This is a genomic window from Denitratimonas organivorans (genome assembly GCF_037478135.1).
GTDB lineage: Bacteria > Pseudomonadota > Gammaproteobacteria > Xanthomonadales > Xanthomonadaceae > Denitratimonas.
Window position 1 is genome coordinate 27880 of the sequence record NZ_JBBHDV010000014.1, and the last position, 21813, is coordinate 49692.

Sequence of the window (21813 nt, forward strand, 5' to 3'; positions counted from 1 at the left end):
GTGCCAACGTGGTTGGCAGTTCCATGCGCGACTGTACGGCAAGACAGAACCACGTTCAACTCCCGATTTCGGCCTGAGCGCTGGCCAGAGCTGCCATTGCACCACGGCGAACATCGAGCTTGCGGGCGTATTTCACTGGCTGCGTGCTGGTGCTCCAGCCACCTGCAAGCATGACCAGTCCCAGATCCGCACCGGAGGCCATCAGATCCTCGCAAGCCCCGATCCGGGTGCTGTGGGCGGCATAGTCAGCCGGGTCGATGTGGGATCCCAGGGCGCCCAAGCGTTGCTTGATGATCTCGGGGATCTGTCGCGTGGACAGCGGTCGGGCGCTGGCTGACTGTTCGATGGCACGGGGCACCGGGCGGAAGAGGGCGCCACCGGCATCGGCCAGCTGCGCACCGGCCAGCACCAGCGCCTGGCCCCAATGATCCAGCGCCTTCATGGTGTCGGGTCGCAGGAACCGCATCATGCCCACGCCTTCCTGATCGGTCTTGGAGCGCAGCACGTGGACCAAGCCAGTGCCATCCTCATGCCGCTCGATGTCTTCCCAGCGCATGGCCACCAATTCAGAGCGCCGGCACAAGGTGTCATAGGCCACCCGCAGCAGCGCGGCGTCCCGCAGGCCGCGCAAGTCATCCTCGATCGCGGCCACCGCCTGCACCAGCAGATCAAAGGTCAGGCCCTTCTTGCTTTCCTTCCTGGCATCCAGCCGGGGATTGCGCAGGATCCCGGGCCAACGACGCTTCCATCGCTTTGTTGCAAAGGGATTGGACAGCTCCAATGCTTCGTGGATCAGGTTCAAGGCCCACACATGGGCCTCCAGCGTGGATCGCTTGCGCCCTGCGGCTACCAGGTGCTCGCAGTAGGCCAGGATCATGTCCAGTGTCGCCGGCAACGGCGCGGCAAGTTGGCCCTGCTGACACCACAGGGCGTACCCGCGCAGCGCGGAATGAAGCGCCCTGTGGGTGTTGGGCGCGAAGCTGTCTGCTACATCCGCGTTCCATTGCGCAAAGGCGACCGTTGCTTCATCTGGAATCGGCAGATGCAGCCCACGGCCCAGATCCACGGCGTGCAGATCCGAGTCGGCCATGGGAAGGGCCAGCGGCTGGCATATATGGCCTGTCACTTTCGTGCGCTTCTACTGATCAATCAGAACAAGGGTTTCGGGATTCTTCATCGCTGCTTCAATCTCACTGGTGTTGCCGGTGATAGACCAATAATCCCGCATGAAGCCAATGCTAAGGCCGGCTATTTCTGCTGCCCTCTTCCAGCTCGGTGCCGCTACCACCGTGCGGACCTCCTTTCGGCCCTGACCGAGGGTCAGGCCACTATATACTTTGAGCTTTGCCATTTCATCCCTCGATCCAGCCAGCTTCAACCATAGACTTTGACGAACAACGTTCATCCACAAACTTGAAGTGCACATGCACTTCGACGCACGTCGATTTAGTGAAAAAGAACACAGACTCAACCTCAAGCGGATCCTCACCTTCACCGAGAGAAATCATGTCTCCGACTCTCGGCAGGAAGGGGAACTGCGTCACCCGAGTCCAGTCCATTCCAGTCAGTGGTGGCTCTGTGGGCTTATCATGCGGCCAATTTGTCTCTAAGAACCAATTGATCTTGTACGTCATGTGTCGATGCTCCACTTTGATGCCTCAGAGTCGTCCTGGTTAGCTGCACCAGCTGGCGGACAGCTGCACAGTTTGTCGGCTTGGGCCTGCAAGGTGTCGGCCAACTCGCCCGGCCCAACGAACAGTTTTCGTTCTCGACCATCCGCGTATCGGTGTGCGCTGTAATGGCGCTCGTAAAGATCAAGGCAATCACGATCTCCATCCTTCGTTAGCCACCAGTAACGCACAACAACATTTAACCCCCCTGACCACGGCTGTAGCTGTTGGACGAGTTCGGTGTACTGACAGGAGCAGCGGGCCTGTCAGCGTTGCCGATCTTGGCTATACGGCTGGGCACCGGCTTTTCCGGGCCTGGCTGACCGTCCTTGTGGCAACCCGGAATGGCCTTGGCGGCTTCCTCGTACTTATCGGTGTATTCTTCGTACAACACCTGCATAGCAAGGTCATGCCGACCACGGTTGGAAATACCCCTCACACGCTCCATGTAGACGGCTTTTTCAGCATTGCAGGCCATCTCGTTCACCGAGGCAATGGCTTGGTACTCCTCAATCTTCTTGAGCTTTGCATCAATCTCCTCACGGGTGATGCGAACCATGTTGCCGCTGCTGGTATACAACGTCTGTTTGTCCTCGGAGAGGACGAAGCTGGTGCCACCCAGACTGTTGGGGTAGGCAAGATGTCCATCCTTCTTGTTGAGCAGGATCTTTCGGACTTCAGTGTGATCCGGATGGAGCAACACATCCTGCATGAGATAGGCGTCCCCATCGCGCACAATCTCAACAACTGAAAAGCTCGGACTCTTGTCGTTGTAGTACATCCCCAGATAGGGATCGCTGGCCCCAGGGGAGCATGCTGTGACAGTCAGAATCACGCCTGCGAGCAGGCTCATTACATACTTCATGGCTCACACCTCATTCACTGATTAAAGAGTGCTCCTGGATCAAAACCAACGCCCTTTGGAGCAGGGCCTTATGGCTTTCCGGTGGCTCAGATTCATGTGGAGGGATCCCCAGATTCCAAAGCAGTTCTTCTGCCTCGATCCCCTGGTGTTCAAGCGAGGCCATCCACTCAGGGGCGGACCCGCCTCGCAACACGATGGTCAGCTCGTTATCGGATCCAACGTACAGGCGGGCCGGCGTGCGGGAGATCCACTCCAGGCCCGGTAACCGCAGCCTCAGTGTGCTTGCGACCGGCACCCTCATGGGCATGCCCCTGGAAAGGGCGCCGCCAGTGTGGCGACGGCGCCCTTGATCTTTGTTTCAGCCACGCCTTTCAGCCGCTTCGATGCAGGTGACCAAGCCATCGCCCGTCACCAACTGTTGTCCGGCGCAGGGCCGACAGTGCCAACTGGATCTTCGGGCGCCGCCTCATCAGAGAACCACCCATATGCTCCCTGGATAGGGATCAGCTCAAAGCTGATCGTCCGCCCACCCGACGCCTGTCCAACACCCGCCATGGGAAAGACCGAACCAGGGTAGGTCGACATCACAACACCCGTAGCTCCCTTCTTTTCACGATGCCACGTCTTCCAGTCACCTTCAGGACGCACCATCGCTTCAAGAGTCCCCTTGCGGGTTGCGTTGTCCCACAAAAGAACAACCTGACAATAGTCATTTTCCTGACAGCCCATCCCATCCAGAAGAAGGGGCATCAGATCTTGTTGGCAGTTCAGCCATGTCCAGCAATACATGCCGTAGATATAATGCTGGGTGCTCTCTGCGAGAAAGGGCGCGAGATTGGCAATGGGTGTTCCAAAGAAATGGGCGACACCTTCCACCACCTGCACGCTTCCATCAACATTCTCAACACGGACGCGCATCGTAAAGTCGATCATCCCCAAGGGGCTGGACTCGTGATACCCAGCCATCTTTGCGACTGGTTCATCACGGAAATCCATACCATACGCGGCCGGTCGGCCAGGCTTCTGGTCACCCTGTTGCACGCGGACAATGGCCGTGGTCGGCGTCTTCCAGATCACGTTGATGGTTCCGTACTGGAAACGGTCGTCCGGGTGCTGCCCATCCGGGGCATAGAACAGCTTCGTTTCCATTGAACCCAGGTGTTTTCCGTCCAGCACATCCTCTTCGGATGCGTGAACGAAACTTCCGTGAAAGTCCAGCCACACTTGTGCGCCGGCATCGTCATAGTCGGAGAAGGTGCCCCGGTACTTTCCCTCTCCAAGTGCTACCAAGCTGATCTGCCCAGGGCGTCCGTCCTGTCGCTTCATCTGGCCAGACGCCGGGGAGAGCAGAGCGGACACACCGTTCATTTCAGGCTTGAGCACACCGATCTTCGGCGCAGCCGCGCCGACAAAGCCACAGAGCGACAACGCCCAAGCCACAAAGAACATCTTCGTGAGTTTCATTGACTGATTCCTCTTGAAATAGGTTTGGACGCCTGTGTGGAACATTGCTAGGTCAGCGTGACAGGCGCAAGCCCTTGCACTGACCCCTCTGTTGCTTCGGACCTCCCGGCGCGTCACGCCTCTCCGGGCTGTCAAATCGTCGTTTTCTTCCGCCTCCGGCTTGTTCACCTGATGCCGCTAGGTTTCCTTATCGGTGGCGTTGCGTAGCGTGTACCGTATCGTGTACCGTGTACCGTGTCAACACCCGAAAACCCTTTGGAGATGGACATGCAGAACACCCCCGACACATGCACGCCTGCCTTGCGGGCTGACAGGCCCGCAGGCACACCCACCGTGCTTGGTATCGAAATCGAACAGGCCCGCCAGCTCGCGAGCGAGCGCAATGGCGATGAAGGTCTGATCGCGTTGTGCCAGGCGCTGGAACGCAAGAGCGCTGAGCTGGACCAGTTCATCGCTCAGGCTCAGCTGGCAATGCTCAACGGGATGATCGACAGGCGAGGGCTTGCCCATGGCCGCTGAATTCGAGATCCGTCACGGGCATCTGTTCTGCGGATCAGGATCTGGTGCGGCCGGCTTCAACGATGCCCGTCCGGACATCGGCACGGCCAAGGCGCGCATGCGCTGCATCGGCGGTATCGACGTGGATCCGGCCGGGCTGGACGACTTCAAGATGCTGACCGGCGTCGCCGGCACGCATCTGGATCTGTTCTCACTGGAGCAGTACCGGGCCTTCCACAGGAAAGACCCACCGGCAGGCTGGCGCGAGGCGGTGCCTGCCGACATCCACCATGCATTTGGGAACGAGCACCCGGACGCGGTGTTCCTCAGTCCGCCGTGCAAAGCCTTCAGCGGGCTGATGACTGACACCTTGAGTCGGACCCTTCGCTACACGGCGCTGAACGAGCTGACGTTGCGCGGAATCATGCTGCTGCTGGAAGCCTACAAGGACGATCCGATTCCGATCCTGCTGCTGGAAAACGTGCCGCTGATCGCATCGCGTGGTCGTCACCTGCTTGACCAGATCGTCAGCATGTTGGAGCACTACGGATATGTGGTCCGTGAAACCACGCATGACTGCGGCGAGCTGGGCGGTCTTGCGCAGCGCAGACGCCGCTTCCTCATGGTGGCCCGTCACGCAGAGAAGGTGCCACCGTTCCTGTACGAGCCGCACAAGCGCCCACATGGGCGCGTGGGTGATGTCCTGGGCCGGATGCCACTGCCCGGCGATCTTGACCGTGGTGGTCCGATGCACCGCATTCCGGCCCTGCAATGGAAGACCTGGGTGCGGCTGGCGTTTGTCGAAGCTGGGAGCGACTGGCGCAGCCTCAACCGGCTCGTGGTCCAGGATGGCTACCTGCGCGACTACCTGGTTGTGCCCGGTTGGCACAACGGAGTGCTGGGCGTGAACGGCTGGGAAGATCCTGCGGGCACCGTGACCGGCTCGGCCAGAGCCACCACCGGCAAGTTCTCAGTTGCCGACCCGCGTCATCGCGAGGGAGCTGCGCAGTACAAGCAGTTCGGCGTCATGCACATGGACGACATTGCCGGCGCCGTCATCGGGGTGAAGTCGCCAGGGCAGGGCACCTTCAGCGTTGCCGATCCCCGGCACACGGGGCCGAAGAAGCACAACAACGAGTTCCGCATCGTGCCCTGGCGCGGCCGCGCCGGCACAGTGACTGGCGCCCATGGTTCGGGCCAGTGCGTGTCCGACCCACGGCCAGCACAGGGTCCACTTTATTCCAAGTACCCGATTACGCCTTGGGCCGGGCACGCCGGCACCGTCATCGGTGGAAACAACATGGGCGCCTACGGCGTTGCCGACCCTCGCTCCAACAGCAGCTTTGCTGGCCAGGGCAAGTACCAGGTGACATCGCTCGATGACACGACCAGCACCGTGATCGGCAGAAGCGACACCGGCCATGGCGCTTTTGCCGTAGCCGATGATCGAGTGCAGGCAGCTGCCGGAGCAGCGGATGTTGATGTCATGCCCAAGGCTCGGCAGAACCTGGTGTGCAGGATCCAGAGCCTGGACGGCACCTGGCATCGGCCGTTCACCACGCTGGAACTCGCTGCATTGCAGTCGCTGTTTGATCCAGAGGAACGGTGGCCGACCGATCCCAAGGTTGCCGGCGAGATCGCGGAGGCGGACAGGGTTGCTGCTGCGCAACAGCACTTCGTGTTGTCGGGCAACAGCGATCAAGCCTGGCGCGAGCGAATCGGCAACGCGGTGCCTCGCGCAGCGGCCAAGGCCATCGGTACCGAGATCGGCCGGACCTTGCTGATGGCGCGCACCGGACAAACCTTCGCGCTGTCCAGCACGCCGATCTGGGTGCGGGACATGGGCATGGCCATGACGCTGCCATCACCGGAAGAAGGCGTCAGATCATGAGCGCGGGCGCGATTCAACTTGACCTGTTTCCGCATGTCACCGATGCCTTCCTGGCGGCACCGGAAGGCCAAAGCCTGACCACCCGGGAGATCTACGATCAGGTGGCGCAAAGCGCCGGACTGGATGAAGCAGTGACGGGCCGGCGGGTGCCCGTGGGTGAATCAGGGCAACAGCACAACCTGTATCAGCGCGATGTGCGTTGGAAGATCCAGACCTTGAAGCACATGGGGCTGGTCGAGCGCGACCCCGCGCAGCGCGGCGCGTGGCGCGTGGCCGTGCGAACCAAAACGGGCCTGCATGAAGCAATAGACACGACTCGGCTTGTCGCCTTTTCAACTCACCTTGGCGTAGCCATTTGGGGCAAGTGCGAACACGTGCTGGCTGGCCTGGGCCAGCAGATCACGGCGGTGATTACCTCACCGCCATACCCGCTGCGCAAGAGCCGTGCCTACGGTGGTCCAAGTGATGAAGCCACCTACATCGACTTCATCTGTAGAGCCATGGAGCCGTTGATCAAGCATCTGGCTCCTGGTGGAAGCCTTGCCATCAATCTGGGCAATGACGTGTTCGAGCAGGGACTGCCCTCGCGGTCCCTGTACGCGGAGCGGCTGCTGTTGATGTTGTGCGATCGCTTCGGCCTGCATCGCATGGACACCCTGATTTGGTCGAACCCGTCCAAGCCACCTGGCCCGGTCCGCTGGGCCTCGATGGCAAGGGTGCAATTGAACGTGGGGTACGAGCCGATCTACTGGCTGACCAACGATCCCACCAAGGTGAAGTCAGACAACCGGCGCGTCCTTGAAGCTCACACGCAGCAGCATCAGCAACTGATGGGGCAGGGCGGCGAGCGGCGTTACCAGAGCTACAGCGACGGCGCCTACCGGATCCATCCGGGCCGCTTTGGGCAGCGTACTGCCGGCAGGATCCCCACCAATGTCCTGGTGCGCGGACACACCTGTGCGGACTCCAACCAGTACCGCGCCGATGCACGTGCGTTGGGCTTGCCGGTTCACGGAGCTGGCCAGCCGCTTGCCATCCCCGAGTTTCTCACTCGATTCCTGTCGGATGTAGGCGATCTGATTGTTGATCCGTTCGGCGGCACCGCCACCACCGGAATGGCAGCCGAACGAAACGGGCGCCGCTGGCTGGTCGTGGAAGCGATGCTCGATTACCTGCGCGCTGGCGCTGAGCGGTTTCGACCATTCCCTGGCTTCCACCTTGGCATTTCGGATCTGCCACGGAGGGCGGCGTGATGGGCATCAAAGCACAGCACCTGGTCAACGTGAGTGGAGGCAAGGACAGCACCGCTGTCTACCTGCTGGCGTTTGACCTCTTTTTCCAACAGCAGGCAGGAGGCGGATGCACGTCCGATCTTGGCCTGTGTGAATCCTGACGATGACAAGGAATCTGGCAATGAACCCGAACTATCTTGGAGCCTTGCGCGAGCTGCATGCAGGCGCGCAACTGGACGCACAGATCCACCCTGACGCGATCGTCACGGCCAAGGCACTGGAACATGCGATCAGTGCGCTGATCGCGCTGCATGGCCCGGACGATGAAGTGCGGCGGCTGGACGATGAAGAATGCGTTGGCCTGTTCGCGGCCGCGATGAAGACCAACATGGCGATCAACCGCAGCAAGGATGCTGGCGACCAGTCAGGCCCAATCCCGACTGATCAGCGATCGCTGTCGCGGATGCTGTTGGCTCATCTTGCGACCGGTGATCCGATCGCGGTGGCCAGCATCTGCTGCGCTCTATGGAACAGGAACGAAAAGATCCTCGTTCCCGAGTTCCAGCTCACCGACGATAAGGGCCAGCACCATGACACGCGCTGACGGCAGTGGCGACGCCCGCTCGCCGCAGATCATCCAGGGTGCATGCCTGGATGTGATGCGAACTCTTGAAACCTGCCGCTTTGATGCAGCGGTGACCGATCCGCCCTATGGCCTGGGGTTCAAGCGTCAGCAGTGGGATTACGAGCTGCCGACGCTGCCGGAGCTGCGCGAGGTCTTCCGCGTGGTGAAGCCAGGTGCGTACCTGATCGCCTTCTCCGGCAGCCGCACCTATCATCGCCTGGCCAGTCGCATCGAGGATGCCGGATTCACGATCCATCCCTTGTTGGCGTGGATCTTCGGCACCGGCTTCCCGAAAGCCCGGAAGCTGGAGATCGAGGGCCTGGAAGAGTGGCGCTACGGCTTGCAGGCTCTCAAGCCGGCGCTGGAGCCGATTGTTCTGGCTCAAAAGCCCGCCAGTGAGTCCAGCATGCGTTCCAACGTCCTTCGATGGGGGACAGGAGCACTCAACATCGGGCAGGCCCGTGTGCCCGTACAGGGCGATTCTGACGACGAAGATGCGAAGGATGGCGCACAGCTCGGGCGCTGGCCTTCCAATGTCATCCATGATGGCAGCCAGCAGGTGCTGGATGCCTTCCCAGATACACCCGGGGCCAGCAGCGACACCAAGGCCAGTCACCAGACCACGCAAACCGGTGGCCGCGTATTCAACGGTGTTCGCAAGCCGATGGATCTACAGGCCCGTGGTGATGTAGGCAGTGCAGCCAGGTTTTTCTACTGTGCCAAGCCCACAGCACAGGAGCGCAATGCGGATGGCCCGAACCTGCATCCGACCGTCAAGCCGCTTGCTTTGATGCGTTGGCTTTGCAGTCTGGTCACCCCACCCGGTGGCGAGGTACTGGATCCGTGGTGCGGTAGCGGCACGACAGGCAAGGCAGCCGTCGATCTTGGATTCGGGTTCGTCGGCATCGACCAGGACAGCGAGGCCGTGGAAACGGCGAGGCGACGGGTTGCCGGCGCACAGCCCGGCCTGCCACTTTGATGACAAATAGGGAGATCTGACCATGGCTGATGTCACGTCGATTGAGTGGTGCGACAGCACGTTCAACCCGTGGGTGGGATGCACCCGGATTTCACCCGCGTGCGATCACTGCTACGCCGAACAGACAACATCCAGATTCGGCGTGGTGAAGTGGGGTGTCGGCCAGCCACGGGTTCGCACCTCGCCCACCTATTGGCGCAAGCCGTTGCAGTGGAACGCCCAGCCATTTTACAGCTGCGCCCGATGCGGGTGGCGCGGCATCGCAAGCGGGCCACAGGCTGCCTGTGGGCAATGCCCTGAGCCTTGCCTTCGTCCTGCCCGCCGTCGCGTGTTCTGTGCCTCGCTGGCGGATGTGTTCGACGGCGAGGTCGATCCACAGTGGCGTGCTGACCTGTTCCATCTGATCCGCAGCACGCCGAACTTGGACTGGCTGCTGTTGACCAAACGGATTGGCAACGCGGCCGACATGATCCAGGAAGCCATGTCGCGGTTGCAGGAGCCTGGCTGTATGTGGCCGATGCCCAACGTATGGCTGGGAGCCACCGTGGTCACACAGGCTGAAGCTGACCGCGACATCCCGAAACTGCTGGCCGTTCCGGCCGCAGTGCGGTTTCTTTCAATCGAGCCGATGCTTGGCCCGATTAGCTTTGAGGGTGTGTTCGCCAATCCGGTGCGCTTGAACGATGGAACCAACGCACTGGAAGCACTGGATTGGGTGATCTGCGGCGGCGAGTCAGGCAAACGCGCCCGACCCACTCATCGTGATTGGGTCCGAAGCCTCCGGGACCAGTGCGCACAGGTAGGCGTCCCGTTCCTGTTCAAGCAGTGGGGTGAGTGGGCACCGATCGACATGATGGAAGGCGCTTCCAATGACCAGAACGCGGTCATGAAGCGCATTGGTAAAAAGGCCGCTGGCCGACTCCTGGATGGGCGGATGCACCATCAGTTTCCGGACCCACCAGGTCATGACATCCCTGCGCTGACCAGCTCGCAGATTGCCAAGCCAGGCGCCTGCGGTCAGGATGGCCGACCGTCCGCGCACCCACACCAGATCCGAACGAACCCATGAGCACCTCAACCAGGAACCTGACCCAAGCCGAAGTCTGGTCCGCGATCGACGCCGTTATCAGCCAGGGCGAGCGACCCACGAATGCGGGGTTGCGCGAGTACCTGGGGAATCGAGGATCGGTCACTACCATCAATCGGATGCTCACCGCCTGGTACGAGCATTACGGCCCCACGCTCATGGGCACGAACCTGACGGCCGAAACCGAGGAAGAAAAGCATCTGCGCGAAGCCGTTTCCAGCGTGATGCAGTTGGCTCGCAAGGTGGCCCACAACGAACTGGTGACCCAACGCGAAGAGCTGGAAAAGGCACAGGCCCGGCATGTCCGCGAGGCCGCGAAGATCCAGAACACGCTGGACACGCAAACCAATCAGATCAAGGCCCTTGAACAGCAACTGGCCTCACAGCAGGCGTTGCGCGAATCGTTGGAAAACCGTGTCAATGCGTTGCACCAGGGCGAGCAGGTTCTGACAGAGCGCTGCACGCAGCTGGAGGCCAACCTTCAGCATGCGCAATCGGAAATCGGTCGGCTCGACGCGGAGCTGGCCACCACCAAGCGTGAACGCGATGCCGCCCGGCAAGCCGTCGATGAAAGCCGGCAGGCGCTGGAACATGCCCGAGCTGCGGCCGCACAGGCCCAGGCCCAGGCTCAGGCGCTGCTGCACGAACACGAGAAGGCCCTTGCCGCAGCGGGCGCTGTGAACAAGGATCTGGATAGGCAGCTTGCCGACAGGCAGGCGCTGGTCGACTCGCTCTCAAAGCAGGTTGAGGGCCTGACCCAAAAGATGGAAGCCGCCCACCAGAAGATGGAAGCCGACCAGAAGGGCAGGGAACAGGACAAGCTGGAGCTTGCGACGGTGCATGGCCAGAACCGGGAGTTGACCAAGCGCCTGGCAGAGATCGAGGCCAGGCACGAACAGGCAGTCGCGCAGCACGAAAAGGCACTGGCCGAAGAGCGCGATCGCGTGAACCGCCAGATCGAACTACTTGCATCAAAGGCCGACAGCAAGCCGGCGAGGAAGACTCAGCGCAAGTAGTTGGCAACGACGAGCTTCGCCGTTGCAGGGGCAGGGACCGACACTTGAGCCGGAACAAAGACCGGCTCATTAGAGGGCAGGGAGGGAGTGAGGCAGTTGGCCAGTTCCCGAAGCAGCCCGGCCAAGGAGCGGTCACGGCAAGGGGTGCTGTCTTCCAAGCCCAGATACCAGGCCAGTTCCTCGACATCCACATCCAGCCGCGCAAGCGACCTAGACCATTCGTGGACGGTTTTCCCATGAAGCAAGAGGCTCAGCCCGGTGTCAAAAAGCAGTTGAACCGCACCGCTCTTACCGAGCGCCTGGTGCCAGCGCACCTGGGCCAAGGCCGGGAAAAGTGATGCCATTTCGGCGGCGGTTACCCCCCTCACATCAAGCTGAAAACCCCTGATCATAACCTCATCTCATCACGGAAAATCTTCAATCGAAGTCTATTCGATCCGGCAGAGTTGGCAGCGTGTAAAACCCATGCTTGCCTGTTTCCAGAATCAGCATACCCACTGCGCCGGCAATCTGTGCTGCAAGTTTCATGTAGATCTGGCTGTCCATGATGTAGTCCTTGGGTAGCCGTATGGAAGCCCTCAGTTCAACTGAATTTGGTGGCTCCAAATCTGAGAATATAACATCCCACCCGCTGGAAACTAGGGCTCCTGTTAACAATTGTAACCAACCCTCGTAACTGTCTCCGGTTGCAGCAGCATCGGATCCAAGACCCACACGCAGACGCACTCGGAACAAGCTGCATTCAAGAAAAATGTAATGTGTTCCCAGCGTCGCTGTCGCCACCTCGTAACGCACACGGTATAGGTCGCTTGGCTCCAGGTACTGGACACCGATCTCCCTGGAACCACCGTTGGTGGCGATGACATCGCGGATGCGGGTGGCCTTCATGACCACGGTCTTGAGAACTCCCGGGACATATTGCGTCATGTAACGCTCGATGCGGCTCCGTGTTCTTTCAACCACCTTCCGCCGCTCTTCTTCACGGGAAGGCCCTGATGGACCGGACGTTTTGGACATGTTTCTGTTGACTCGCGTGGCGTATGGTCGAATTAAAGGCACGTCTTCCTTAGTGCCTTCTCGACTGGCATTGGCATGGTAGCACTCGCCTCAACAAGCGCCAGCCAACCTTTGACACTTCCTCAGTTTTCCTTCACTTGATAGCAAGGGGCCGCGCATAGCGCGGCCCCTTGTCGTAAATCCCTCCAGATCAGTTAAATCCGTTTGCGAATCCTGGCACCGATGGCAAGCATCATCAGAGCCAGGATGGCAAGGGCAGGGATCGAGGTCGTCGGGATCAAGAGTACATCTTTTTGACCCAGGACACGCGGCGTGGTTGACGCCTCGTCGCTGTTGTCCGACTCATCCTCATCATCCTCGTTCGAAGTGGCGACAACCTGGTTGAGCCAGTCGCCCTCCTCCAGCACCACCGCCCTGATGGTCAGGGTAGCGGTTTGCTCGCTGGCCAGATCACCCACTGTCCACAAACCAACCTCGTCATCGTAGGTGCCCAAGGTCGTTTCAGCCTCCTCAAAGGTGTAGCCAGAGGGCAGCTTCTCGGTGACCTGGACCCCGGTGGCATCCCGCAAGCCACGATTGCCCAGCTCAACGGTGAAGGTCACGATCTGACCCACTTCAGGACGATTGGTGTCTACGGTCTTGATGACGTAGAGGTCCACGCCACCACCACGCAGGGTGACGGTCGCCGTATCCTGGTTGTTCTCCAGGCTCGGATCTTCCTGATCGGCTTCGACCACCACGATGTTGGTGTGGTCATCACCTTCCAGCACCGTGGCCACCATGGTGAGCGTGACGCTCTCGCCGTTGGCAAGATCGCCCACGGTCCAGACGCCCTGGTCATAGGCGCCGCGTTCGGCCACATCGGACACATACTCCAATCCGGCAGGCAGATCTTCGGCCACCAGCACGCCGGTGGCATCGGACGGACCGTGGTTGGTGACCACGACAGTGAAGACCACCTCGTCGCCTTCCTCCACGCTGTCCTTGTCCACCGTCTTGACGATGCCAAGATCGGCCACAGGCGTGGGATCGGGGGTGATCTCATCTTCCGGCGGCGTCGGATCGTCCTCATCGGAGGTCGCGGTCACATGGTTGCGGTAGCTGCCTTCGGCCAGCACTGTGGCCACCAGCGTCAGCGTGGCACTGTCGCCGTTGGCAAGGTTGCCCACGGTCCACAGGCCCGTACCGACATCGTAGACACCCTGGGTCGCATCGCCGGACACGAACTGGTAACCGGTTTCCAACTGCTCGGTCACGACCACGTTCGTCGCACTGGACGGGCCGGCATTGCTGATCTCGATCGAGAAGGTGATGTCATCACCGACCCTTGGGGTCATCGTGTCAGCGGTCTTCACCAATTGCAGATCGGCTTCAGGCACCGGGTCCGGCGTGATTTCGTCCTCCGGCAATGTCGGATCATCTTCGTCCGCACCGGCCACCACGTAGTTGCGGTAGCTGCCCTCGGCCAGCACCGTGGCCACCAGCGTCAGCGTGGCACTGTCACCGTTGGGCAGCGTGCCCACGGTCCACAAGCCGGTGCCGGCGTCATAGGCGCCCTGGGTCGCGTTGGCAGACACGAAGCTGTAGCCCGTCTCCAACTGTTCGGTCACGACCACGTTCGTGGCGTCGGACGGACCAGCGTTGCTGACCACCACGTTGAATGTGATGTCGTCACCCACCTTCGGCTCCATCGTGTCGGCTGTCTTGACCAGCGACAGATCCGCAATCGGAGTGGGATCCGGGGTGATCTCATCTTCCGGCAGCGTCGGGTCATCCTCATCGGCGCCAGCCACCACGTAGTTGCGGTAGCTGCCCTCGGCCAGCACTGTTGCCACCAGCGTCAGCGTGGCGCTGTCGCCGTTGGCAAGGTTGCCCACGGCCCACAGGCCGGTGCCGGGGTCATAGGCGCCCTGGGTCGCGTTGGCGGACACGAAGCTGTAGCCCGTCTCCAACTGCTCGGTCACGACCACATTCGTGGCGTCGGACGGTCCAGCGTTGCTGACCACCACGCTGAACGTGATGTTGTCGCCCACGTTCGGCGTCATCGTGTCGGCCGTCTTCACAATATGCAGATCAGCGATCGGCGTCGGGTCCGGAGTGATCTCATCTTCCGGATCCGTTGGATCATCTTCGTCCGCACCGGCCACCACGTAGTTGCGGTAGTTGCCCTCGGCCAGCACCGTGGCCACCAGCGTCAGCGTGGCACTGTCACCGTTGGCGAGATTGCCCACGGTCCACAGGCCGGTGCCAGCGTCGTAGGCACCTTGCGTGGCACTGGAAGAAACGAAGCTGTAGCCCGTCTCCAACTGTTCGGTCACGACCACATTCGTGGCGCTGGACGGGCCGGCATTGCTGACCACCACACTGAACGTGATGTCGTCACCCACCCTGGGGGTCATCGAGTCAGCCGTCTTCACCAGTTGCAGATCAGCCACCGGCACAGGATCAGGTGTGACCTCATCCTGGTTGTCGGTCGGATCCGGGTCTTCTTCGTTACCCACCACGACGACCGCGTTGCGGTAGCTGCCTTCAGCCAAGACTTCGACGGTCAGGACCAAAGTCGCGCCGGCACCGTTTGCCAGATTGCCAATGGTCCACAAACCGCTTGCAGCGTCATAGCCACCGAGCGTAGGCACCGCCGAAACCAGACTGTAACCGGATTCGATCAGCTCTGTGACCACCACACCCGTTGCATCAGACGGACCGGCGTTGAAGACATCAACCTGGAAGGTGATGGTTTCACCTACCTGCGGGGTCATGAACTCGGTGACCTTGTGGACGCTGAGGTTTGCAACAGGGGTCGGAGTTGGAGTCGATTCGTCCTCGTTGTTTTCCGGGTCCGGATCATCTTCGTTACCGGACACCACCACCACGTTCTGGTAGCTGCCGGAGGCCAACACTTCAGCCACCAGGGTCAGCGTGGCGCTGGCGCCATTGCCCAGGTCGCCAATGCTCCACAGACCGGTGCCGGCGTTGTAGCTGCCAGCGGTAACAGAAGATGTGACATAGGACAGGCCGGACGGGAGCTGCTCAGCCACCTCGACGCCAGTGGCATCAGATGGGCCGGCGTTGCTGACCACTACGGTAAAGGTGACCTGATCCCCGATATGAGGCGTCTGGTTGTCTACCACCTTGACCACGCCAAGATCTGAAACTGGCGTCGGGTCAGGCGTGATTTCGTCCTCGGGGGTGGTCGGATCCTCTTCATCCCCACCGCCGACCACATAGTTGCGGTACTCGCCTTCTGCCAACACCAGCGCAGTCAGGGTCAGGGTCGCGCTCTCACCGTTGGCCAGATTACCCACGGTCCACAGGCCAGTCACTGCATCGTAGGTGCCAGCAGTGGCCGACGCGGATACAAAGCTGTATCCGGTTTCCAGTTGCTCATCCACCACCACATTGGTGGCTGTGGACGGACCGGCGTTGGAGATGACGACCGAGAACACGATGGTGTCCCCGACATTGGGGGTCATGTTGTCCGCAGTCTTGACCAGCGTCAGGTCAGCCACCGGCACCGGCGTCGGGGTTTCCTCATCCTCGTTGTTCTCCGGAATCGGATCCTCTTCATCACCCAGGATGATGACGTGGTTGCGGTAGCTGCCTTCGGCCAGCACATCGACCGTCAGATACAGCGTGGCAGACTCGCCGTTAAGCAGATCGCCGATGGTCCACAGTCCGGTGGCTTCATCGTATGCACCATGCGATGCCGTTGAAGACACGTAGTTGTATCCGGACTCAAGCTGCTCGTTAACTACCACATTGGAGGCAGTGGAAGGACCATGGTTGGTCGCAATCACGGTGTAGGTGATCTGACCACCAATGCGCGGGTCACCAATTTCCTCTGACCCCTCGATCATCTTTTGTACGCCAAGGTCGGCCAGCGGCACCGGATCCGGGGTCACCTCATCCTCATCATTGATCGGATCAGGGTCTTCTTCGTTACCGGACACCACGACCGCGTTGCGGTACTCACCCTCTGCCTGCACCAGCGCTACCAGGGTCAGGGTGGCACTTTCGCCATTACCCAGATTGCCCACGGACCACAAGCCGGTGCCTTCGTTGTAACTGCCCACCGTTGCCGCTGCGGAGACGAAGCTGTAGCCCGACTCCAGCTGCTCGGTCACCTGGACACCCGTCGCATCGGACGGACCGGCGTTGTTGATCACGACCGTGAAGGTCACTGCCTCACCGACATACGGCGTGGCGTTGTCCACGCTCTTGGTCACACCCAGATCCGATACCGGAGTCGGGTTCGGCGTTTCCTCATCCTCTGGCGGCGTTGGATCCTCTTCATCGGCCGTGGCGGTCACCACGTTCCGGTAATCGCCGCTGGCCAGCACGCGAGCCACAAGAGACAGGCGAGCCTGCCCACCGTTGGCCAGGCTGCCCACATTCCACAGGCCAGTGCCGCTGTCATAGGCGCCGGTATCGGCCTGTGCGGAGACGAACTCGAAGCCGGACGGCAGTTGCTCAATCACACGGACGTTAGTGGCATCGGACGGGCCGTTGTTGCGGACCACGACCGTGAAGACCACCTGATCGCCCACTCGCGGTGTCGGGTTATCAACCACCTTGATCAGGTCAAGGTCTGCAACCGGCACAGGGTCAGGCGTCACTTCATCTTCGTTGTCGCTCGGATCAGGATCTTCCTGATCAGCTTCACCGATCACGTAGTTTCGATACTCACCCGATGCCAGCACCAGGGCTTCCAGCGTCAGCGTCGCGCCCCCTTGATCAGCTAGATTGCCCACAGCCCACATGCCAAGGAACGGGTTGTAGGCCCCCTGGCTGGCGTTGGCCGACACGAACTGATAGCCGGTAGGAAGTTGCTCACTGACCCGGACGCCGGTTGCGTCAGATGGGCCGGCATTACGAATTGAGACAGTAAACACAACCGTTTCGCCCACTCGCGGAGTCAGGGTATCGGCGTTCTTGGTTACCTGTAGATCGGCAGCCGGCATGATCGTGGTCTGCTCTTGCGCCACGTTGTCAGCCGGATAACTGTCTTCTTCGTCGCTTTCCACCGATGCGGTGTTGGTGATCACGGTTTCGGTGTTCACCACACCCGCCACAACATTCACCGTGATCCGAGACTCCTCACCTGCAGCAAGCGTGGACTGATGCGTACAGATCAGATTGTTCCCGGCACCAGTACAATTCCAGCCTGATCCCGTGGCTGAGATGAGGGTCAACTCCGCTGGCACCTGATCGCTCACAGTGACATTGGTAGCTGCCGATGGCCCGACATTGGTCACGTCCAGGTAATACTCGAACGCCTGACCGGTATAGACCGGATCAGCACTGTCGGTCTTGGCGATCGACAGGCCAGCTGTGGCATTCACCACGGTCTCGACGCTGCTGCTGTTGTTGCCGAGGACCGGATCGGTCGTGGTTGAGCTGATGGTTGCCGTGTTGACCAGGGTCGTCGGCAGCTCAGGCGCCCTTACCTGCACCCAGGCAGCTGTTGATGCTTGCTGATTGGTCGGTGTCGACGGAATACTTGCACGATTGCAGGTCAGCGTCTGACCCGCCATGGCACATGACCAGCCATTGTCCTGAGAATGGCCCAGGTAGGTGACTCCGGCAGGCAGCGTATCCACGATCTGAGCGCTTAGCGCCGGATTCGGCCCATTGTTGCGGGCACGGATCTGGTAGGTGAAGGTCGCTTCGGCCATCACCGATGAGGGAGCGCTCTTAAATACCGCAAGGTCCGCTTCCTGCGTGACTTCCGTGGTCGTGGTACAGGCCGGATTTGCCGGTGTCGGGTCGATGGTGGAAGACGAAGCCGTACAGGTGTTCGTGATCGGGCCGGGCGTGGTTGGTGCCGTGCCGGAGATCGTGATCGGTGGAATCGTTCCCACGGACGCGATGGCACGATCACAGGTCACAACCGAACCGGCTACTGCACAGGCCCAGCCTGTACCAGTCGCGGCGATGTTGGTCACGCCAGCGGGCACCGTATCGACTACCTGGACGTTCTCAGCCACCGCAGGGCCGGCATTGTTGCCTGTGATGTTCCAGGTGATGGCGCCGCCTGCGGCAATCGTTGCAGGGCCGGCCTTCTGGAACGACAGATCAGCGGTTTGTGCCAGGACTGTCGTGGTTGCCTCGCAGTCCGGGTTTTGCGGCGTTGGGTCAACTTGCGAACTAGCCGTACATACATTGCGGAGGGTGGAACCTGGGGCAGCGGTGACATTGGCCGTGATCGTGATCGGCGGCAATGGCCCAATTGGTGCCTCGTAATTCGTGGCTCGCGTGCATCGCACATTGCGGGGGGGATTGATCAAACTGCATGACCAGCCACTTCCACTTGCAGAAACATAGGTTGTTCCCAGCGGCAGGGTGTCATTGACATAAATCCCACGGCCACGGTCAGGACCAGCATTGGTGCCTTGGATGGTCCAGCTAATGTTGCTACCCGTGACCACGGTGTCAGGACCGGTCTTGACGAAGGTCAGATCGGCCGGACCACGGACGGTGGTATTGGCCGACGAACTTTTCGGTGAAATGCCATCTGCCGCGACCGATGCGGTGTTCGTCACAAAGATGGGGAATGTACCCGTTGGCTCAAACCGCACATTGACGTTGATCGAGTCCAGGCGCGTTGGCAAAAGGTTCGGGCGCGTGCAGGTCAGGCGATCCCGAGTTCCCACAAGACTGCTGCTACAGGTGAAATTGCCGGTGGTCAGGAAGCTCTGGAAACGAACGCCTTCCGGCAAGGTGTCTTCGACCACAAGATTGGTCGCGGAGCTGCCACCGGTGTTGGTTACGGTGATCACATAGTTGTGATTGGTGTTGAGCTGGACGGCATCCGGACCGGACTTGACGATTCGCAGGTCAGCTGGGCCAGGAGAACCCTGCCCACCGAGGCAGCCGCGAATGATAATTCCATCATCCTGAGCAGTCATGCTCGATGTATAAACGATCTCACCAGTTCCCGCACGAGCAACTGGCCGAGCACCTTCTGCCGCAAAGTGGATACAGCCAGCCCATGAGCCACCATTACCCACAAACCACCCTTTTGAGCGCCAATCATCAGTGAGGCGAAACCCATTTCCTTGACCCACCCACCACCATGCAGTGGCTCCGGGGCTTAGAACTCCCGCCCATTGATTACCGGGAATGTGCCCCGCATGGTCTGGCTGATAATACGCCATCCACTCAGTTGAGTAGGGAATCCCGTTTTCCTGAGCTACATCTTGTGGCCATACTCCAGTATATGGGAATGGATCAGTACGCCTACTAATGAATGATGGATGTGCATTATGTTCACCAAGAAATGCCTGATCGCCAGGATCGTACAGCCCGTTTTTTCGGATGGGATTAAACGCCACAACACGAAAACGACACGCTTCGCCACCGTTATTTGTGACGCCAAGCCGCCACCTTGCAGTTTCGTACTCTTCACCATCATCATTTGTTCTAACAACCGGTGCGCTAGGCCACCATGCTTCACTCAGTGACGTGCAGGCAGGGATAGGATCTTCGCAGAATCGCGGATCATCTGAAGCCTCTCCGCTTGGGCAGAGTTTGTTATCGACTGCCACATTTGTATTTTGAGCAGCCTTTACTTCTTGCAAGCCCCCCGCACCTACCAAGAGGGCCAGAAGCGCCCCTACAACCTTCCCTGTTGAACTTTTCATGTCCACTCCAAGATAAACAAAGCATCAAATTGCATCAGGCAACCGCCACCACGACTGCCCCTAATCAATCAGCCTCATCAGCCTCAACTTCGTACCCGTTTCTGAAAACCTGATACTGCTCAAACCCATCCTCAAACAACGGCGGCTCCCACCCTGGGTTGTTGACCTGGTGAGTCACGCTCGATGTGTTGTTTTGCAGGTTGGCGTCGCCCCGCGCACTGCGGACGTTGGCGGTGAAGACCGCGACCCCTGCTGTCGATGGCGCGGTGACCTGGATCGTCAGCGGCGCGCTGGCACCGTTTGCCAGATTGGCGCGGGTGCACGTCACCGAACCTGCACCCGGCAGGCAGCTCCAGCCAGCACCCGAGGCGCCGTTGTAGGCCGCGCCCGTGGGTAGGGCGAAGGTGGCCTCAACAGCGGTGGTGCCCATCGGACCGTTGTTGCTCACTCCAACCAGATAGCTGTACTGCGCACCCCCGGCCTGCGGCCCGGGATTGGTCACACCTACTGCCAGATCTGCCGACTGCGAGTGCGTGACGATTTGGGTGCTTTCGGTGTCGGTGTTGTTGGCGCCCACCTCATCCGGAGTGATCGCACTGACCGAGACGGAATTGGTCAGCGTGGTCGACGTACCTGGCGCCGTGACAGAAACGACGATCTGTGAGCTGGTGCCTGCCGGCAGATTCCCGCGCAGACACTTGAGCGTGCGATTGGTCAGCGAACAGGTCCAGCCAGGAGCTGACGTGCCCACATAGGTGAGCGGGCCGGGCAGGGTGTAGGTCACCTCCGCATTGGCCGCTGTCGATGGACCCAGATTCTCTACGGTGATGGTGTATGCGTAGGCCGTAGAGGCCACCACCGGGTCATAGGCGTCCGCCATGGAGATCGCCAGATCGGCAGATGCCGGCGTGCCGCTGACCTGGGTGCTCTGGGTCGATACGTTGTTGGCCTGGTTCGGATCCGAACTGCTGGCGCTTGCAGTCACCGTCGCATTGAGCGTGTGGCCCGGGGCAGCCGGCGCCAGCAGGTTGACGCTGGCAGATGACGAAGCCCCATACGCAAGCGATGTCAGCGATGCGCAGGTGACCTGTACGCCGGAGCGAGTGCAAGACCATCCCGGACCGCCCGCACTGTTGTAGACGGCCTCGCCCGGGATCGTGAACAGTAGGCTCGGCGACCTTGCTTCATCGGGGCCAGCATTGAAAACGGTAGCGGTGTAGCTGAAGGCCGCACCAGGCGCCACCGGGTCGACGCTATCGACCAGCGAAACCGCCAGATCAGCCGTCCCGGCAGGGAACGGCTCTTCGGTCAGCGCGTTATCGCAAATGATGTCTCCGGTTGAGGAGGTCGCCCGGAAGATCCTCACCTTGTAATTGCCGATGGTTTCCCACTCGTAATACTGGCTGCCGGCCAGGTAGACCATCTGGTAGATCGGGCCGTAGACCAACAAGCGCTGGCTTGGCACACCCGCCTGACCATTGCTGCGACGGCAGTTCGCTTGGGTGCTGTCAGGGACCATCACGGCGGTGGCGCCGCCCATGATTTCAACGAAGTAGTCGGTCGGATTGACCTCGTACCACTTGTTGTCCAGAACCAGATACCACACAGGCGTCAACGCCTGCGCCTGGGCGTGACTCATGTTCAGCCCAAGCAGTCCTGCTGCCATCAGCGCGAGCCACAAAGCTCGCCCCCCTGTTTTCCGCTGTCCCATTTGGATACCCGGCATTGCGCAATGCGCGCCATCATCCACCCTTTGCCGTTCTGTTTCAACCTCTATTTGCGCGGATTCCGCACATTTAAGGATCGAGAACACACGTTTACTGGTG

General features: G+C 60.4%; 17 protein-coding genes. 8 read left to right on the forward strand and 9 right to left on the reverse strand.

The genetic code is table 11. The features are described from left to right. Window positions 1-55 precede the first annotated feature (55 nt). The 5 genes from WDB66_RS13060 to WDB66_RS13080 all read right to left on the reverse strand — a co-directional run bounded on the left by WDB66_RS13060 (window position 56) and on the right by WDB66_RS13080 (window position 3999). Entirely contained in the window at window positions 56-781 is a 726-nt protein-coding gene (locus WDB66_RS13060) for a tyrosine-type recombinase/integrase (protein ID WP_339399040.1), read from the reverse strand. Window positions 782-1138: 357 nt separating this feature from the next. Then, entirely contained in the window at window positions 1139-1351 is a 213-nt protein-coding gene (locus WDB66_RS13065) for a hypothetical protein (RefSeq protein WP_339399041.1), read from the reverse strand. A gap of 1 nt (window position 1352) precedes the next feature. Then, the gene (locus WDB66_RS13070) at window positions 1353-1634 is read right to left on the reverse strand and encodes a hypothetical protein (RefSeq protein ID WP_339399042.1); all 282 of its coding nucleotides are present in this window, start codon (window positions 1632-1634) and stop codon (window positions 1353-1355) included. Between the two features lie 235 nt (window positions 1635-1869). Next, window positions 1870-2535, reverse strand: a complete 666-nt coding sequence (locus WDB66_RS13075; RefSeq protein ID WP_339399043.1) for a hypothetical protein — start codon at window positions 2533-2535, stop codon at window positions 1870-1872. A gap of 408 nt (window positions 2536-2943) precedes the next feature. After that, window positions 2944-3999, reverse strand: a complete 1056-nt coding sequence (locus WDB66_RS13080) for a hypothetical protein (RefSeq protein ID WP_339399044.1) — start codon at window positions 3997-3999, stop codon at window positions 2944-2946. Window positions 4000-4266: 267 nt separating this feature from the next. On the opposite strand from WDB66_RS13080, the gene WDB66_RS13085 reads away from it, so the two are divergent. The 8 genes from WDB66_RS13085 to WDB66_RS13120 all read left to right on the forward strand — a co-directional run bounded on the left by WDB66_RS13085 (window position 4267) and on the right by WDB66_RS13120 (window position 11327). Beyond that, a complete protein-coding gene (locus WDB66_RS13085; RefSeq protein WP_339399045.1) occupies window positions 4267-4518 on the forward strand; it encodes a hypothetical protein in 252 nt (83 codons plus the stop codon). A gap of 121 nt (window positions 4519-4639) precedes the next feature. Further along, complete coding sequence (locus WDB66_RS13090; RefSeq protein ID WP_339399046.1) at window positions 4640-6388, forward strand: DNA cytosine methyltransferase; 1749 nt, start codon at window positions 4640-4642, stop codon at window positions 6386-6388. Then, entirely contained in the window at window positions 6385-7641 is a 1257-nt protein-coding gene (locus tag WDB66_RS13095) for a DNA methyltransferase (RefSeq protein ID WP_339399047.1), read from the forward strand. The genes WDB66_RS13090 and WDB66_RS13095 overlap by 4 nt, the downstream gene beginning before the upstream one ends. Further along, window positions 7641-7781 carry an adenine nucleotide alpha hydrolase family protein gene (locus WDB66_RS13100; RefSeq protein WP_339399048.1) on the forward strand — a complete coding sequence of 47 codons (141 nt, stop codon included), beginning with the start codon at window positions 7641-7643 and terminating at the stop codon, window positions 7779-7781. Before WDB66_RS13095 ends, WDB66_RS13100 begins: the two co-directional genes overlap by 1 nt. 20 nt (window positions 7782-7801) lie before the next feature. Further along, window positions 7802-8224, forward strand: a complete 423-nt coding sequence (locus WDB66_RS13105; protein WP_339399049.1) for a hypothetical protein — start codon at window positions 7802-7804, stop codon at window positions 8222-8224. Between the two features lie 91 nt (window positions 8225-8315). Next, on the forward strand, window positions 8316-9224 hold the full coding sequence (locus WDB66_RS13110; RefSeq protein ID WP_339399050.1) for a DNA methyltransferase: 909 nt from the start codon (window positions 8316-8318) through the stop codon (window positions 9222-9224). Between the two features lie 22 nt (window positions 9225-9246). Next, on the forward strand, window positions 9247-10293 hold the full coding sequence (locus WDB66_RS13115) for a phage Gp37/Gp68 family protein (protein WP_339399051.1): 1047 nt from the start codon (window positions 9247-9249) through the stop codon (window positions 10291-10293). Beyond that, window positions 10290-11327 (forward strand): DNA-binding protein, encoded by a 1038-nt coding sequence (locus WDB66_RS13120; protein WP_339399052.1) that lies wholly within the window; start codon window positions 10290-10292, stop codon window positions 11325-11327. The genes WDB66_RS13115 and WDB66_RS13120 overlap by 4 nt, the downstream gene beginning before the upstream one ends. Here WDB66_RS13120 and WDB66_RS13125 read toward each other — a convergent pair. The 4 genes from WDB66_RS13125 to WDB66_RS13140 form a co-directional block, all read right to left on the reverse strand. Beyond that, window positions 11315-11719: a hypothetical protein gene (locus WDB66_RS13125; protein WP_339399053.1), complete on the reverse strand. Its 405-nt coding sequence runs from the start codon at window positions 11717-11719 to the stop codon at window positions 11315-11317. The two genes, WDB66_RS13120 and WDB66_RS13125, sit on opposite strands and share 13 nt — an antisense overlap. A 25-nt stretch (window positions 11720-11744) precedes the next feature. Further along, window positions 11745-12254, reverse strand: coding sequence for a hypothetical protein (locus tag WDB66_RS13130; RefSeq protein ID WP_339399054.1), 510 nt, complete (start codon window positions 12252-12254; stop codon window positions 11745-11747). A gap of 284 nt (window positions 12255-12538) precedes the next feature. Continuing rightward, entirely contained in the window at window positions 12539-19252 is a 6714-nt protein-coding gene (locus tag WDB66_RS13135) for a DUF11 domain-containing protein (RefSeq protein WP_339399055.1), read from the reverse strand. Between the two features lie 799 nt (window positions 19253-20051). Further along, window positions 20052-21800: a CARDB domain-containing protein gene (locus WDB66_RS13140; protein ID WP_339399056.1), complete on the reverse strand. Its 1749-nt coding sequence runs from the start codon at window positions 21798-21800 to the stop codon at window positions 20052-20054. Window positions 21801-21813 lie beyond the last annotated feature (13 nt).

What these genes read in the sequence shown, in the direction of transcription:
- WDB66_RS13100 (WP_339399048.1), top strand. Translation starts at nt 7,641, where the DNA reads ATGGGCATCAAAGCACAGCACCTGGTCAACGTGAGTGGAGGCAAGGAC.
- WDB66_RS13095 (WP_339399047.1), top strand. Translation starts at nt 6,385, where the DNA reads ATGAGCGCGGGCGCGATTCAACTTGACCTGTTTCCGCATGTCACCGAT.
- WDB66_RS13085 (WP_339399045.1), top strand. Translation starts at nt 4,267, where the DNA reads ATGCAGAACACCCCCGACACATGCACGCCTGCCTTGCGGGCTGACAGG.
- WDB66_RS13130 (WP_339399054.1), bottom strand. Translation starts at nt 12,254, where the DNA reads ATGACGCAATATGTCCCGGGAGTTCTCAAGACCGTGGTCATGAAGGCC.
- WDB66_RS13115 (WP_339399051.1), top strand. Translation starts at nt 9,247, where the DNA reads ATGGCTGATGTCACGTCGATTGAGTGGTGCGACAGCACGTTCAACCCG.
- WDB66_RS13080 (WP_339399044.1), bottom strand. Translation starts at nt 3,999, where the DNA reads ATGAAACTCACGAAGATGTTCTTTGTGGCTTGGGCGTTGTCGCTCTGT.
- WDB66_RS13135 (WP_339399055.1), bottom strand. Translation starts at nt 19,252, where the DNA reads ATGACTGCTCAGGATGATGGAATTATCATTCGCGGCTGCCTCGGTGGG.
- WDB66_RS13105 (WP_339399049.1), top strand. Translation starts at nt 7,802, where the DNA reads ATGAACCCGAACTATCTTGGAGCCTTGCGCGAGCTGCATGCAGGCGCG.
- WDB66_RS13070 (WP_339399042.1), bottom strand. Translation starts at nt 1,634, where the DNA reads ATGACGTACAAGATCAATTGGTTCTTAGAGACAAATTGGCCGCATGAT.
- WDB66_RS13075 (WP_339399043.1), bottom strand. Translation starts at nt 2,535, where the DNA reads ATGAAGTATGTAATGAGCCTGCTCGCAGGCGTGATTCTGACTGTCACA.
- WDB66_RS13125 (WP_339399053.1), bottom strand. Translation starts at nt 11,719, where the DNA reads ATGATCAGGGGTTTTCAGCTTGATGTGAGGGGGGTAACCGCCGCCGAA.
- WDB66_RS13120 (WP_339399052.1), top strand. Translation starts at nt 10,290, where the DNA reads ATGAGCACCTCAACCAGGAACCTGACCCAAGCCGAAGTCTGGTCCGCG.
- WDB66_RS13065 (WP_339399041.1), bottom strand. Translation starts at nt 1,351, where the DNA reads ATGGCAAAGCTCAAAGTATATAGTGGCCTGACCCTCGGTCAGGGCCGA.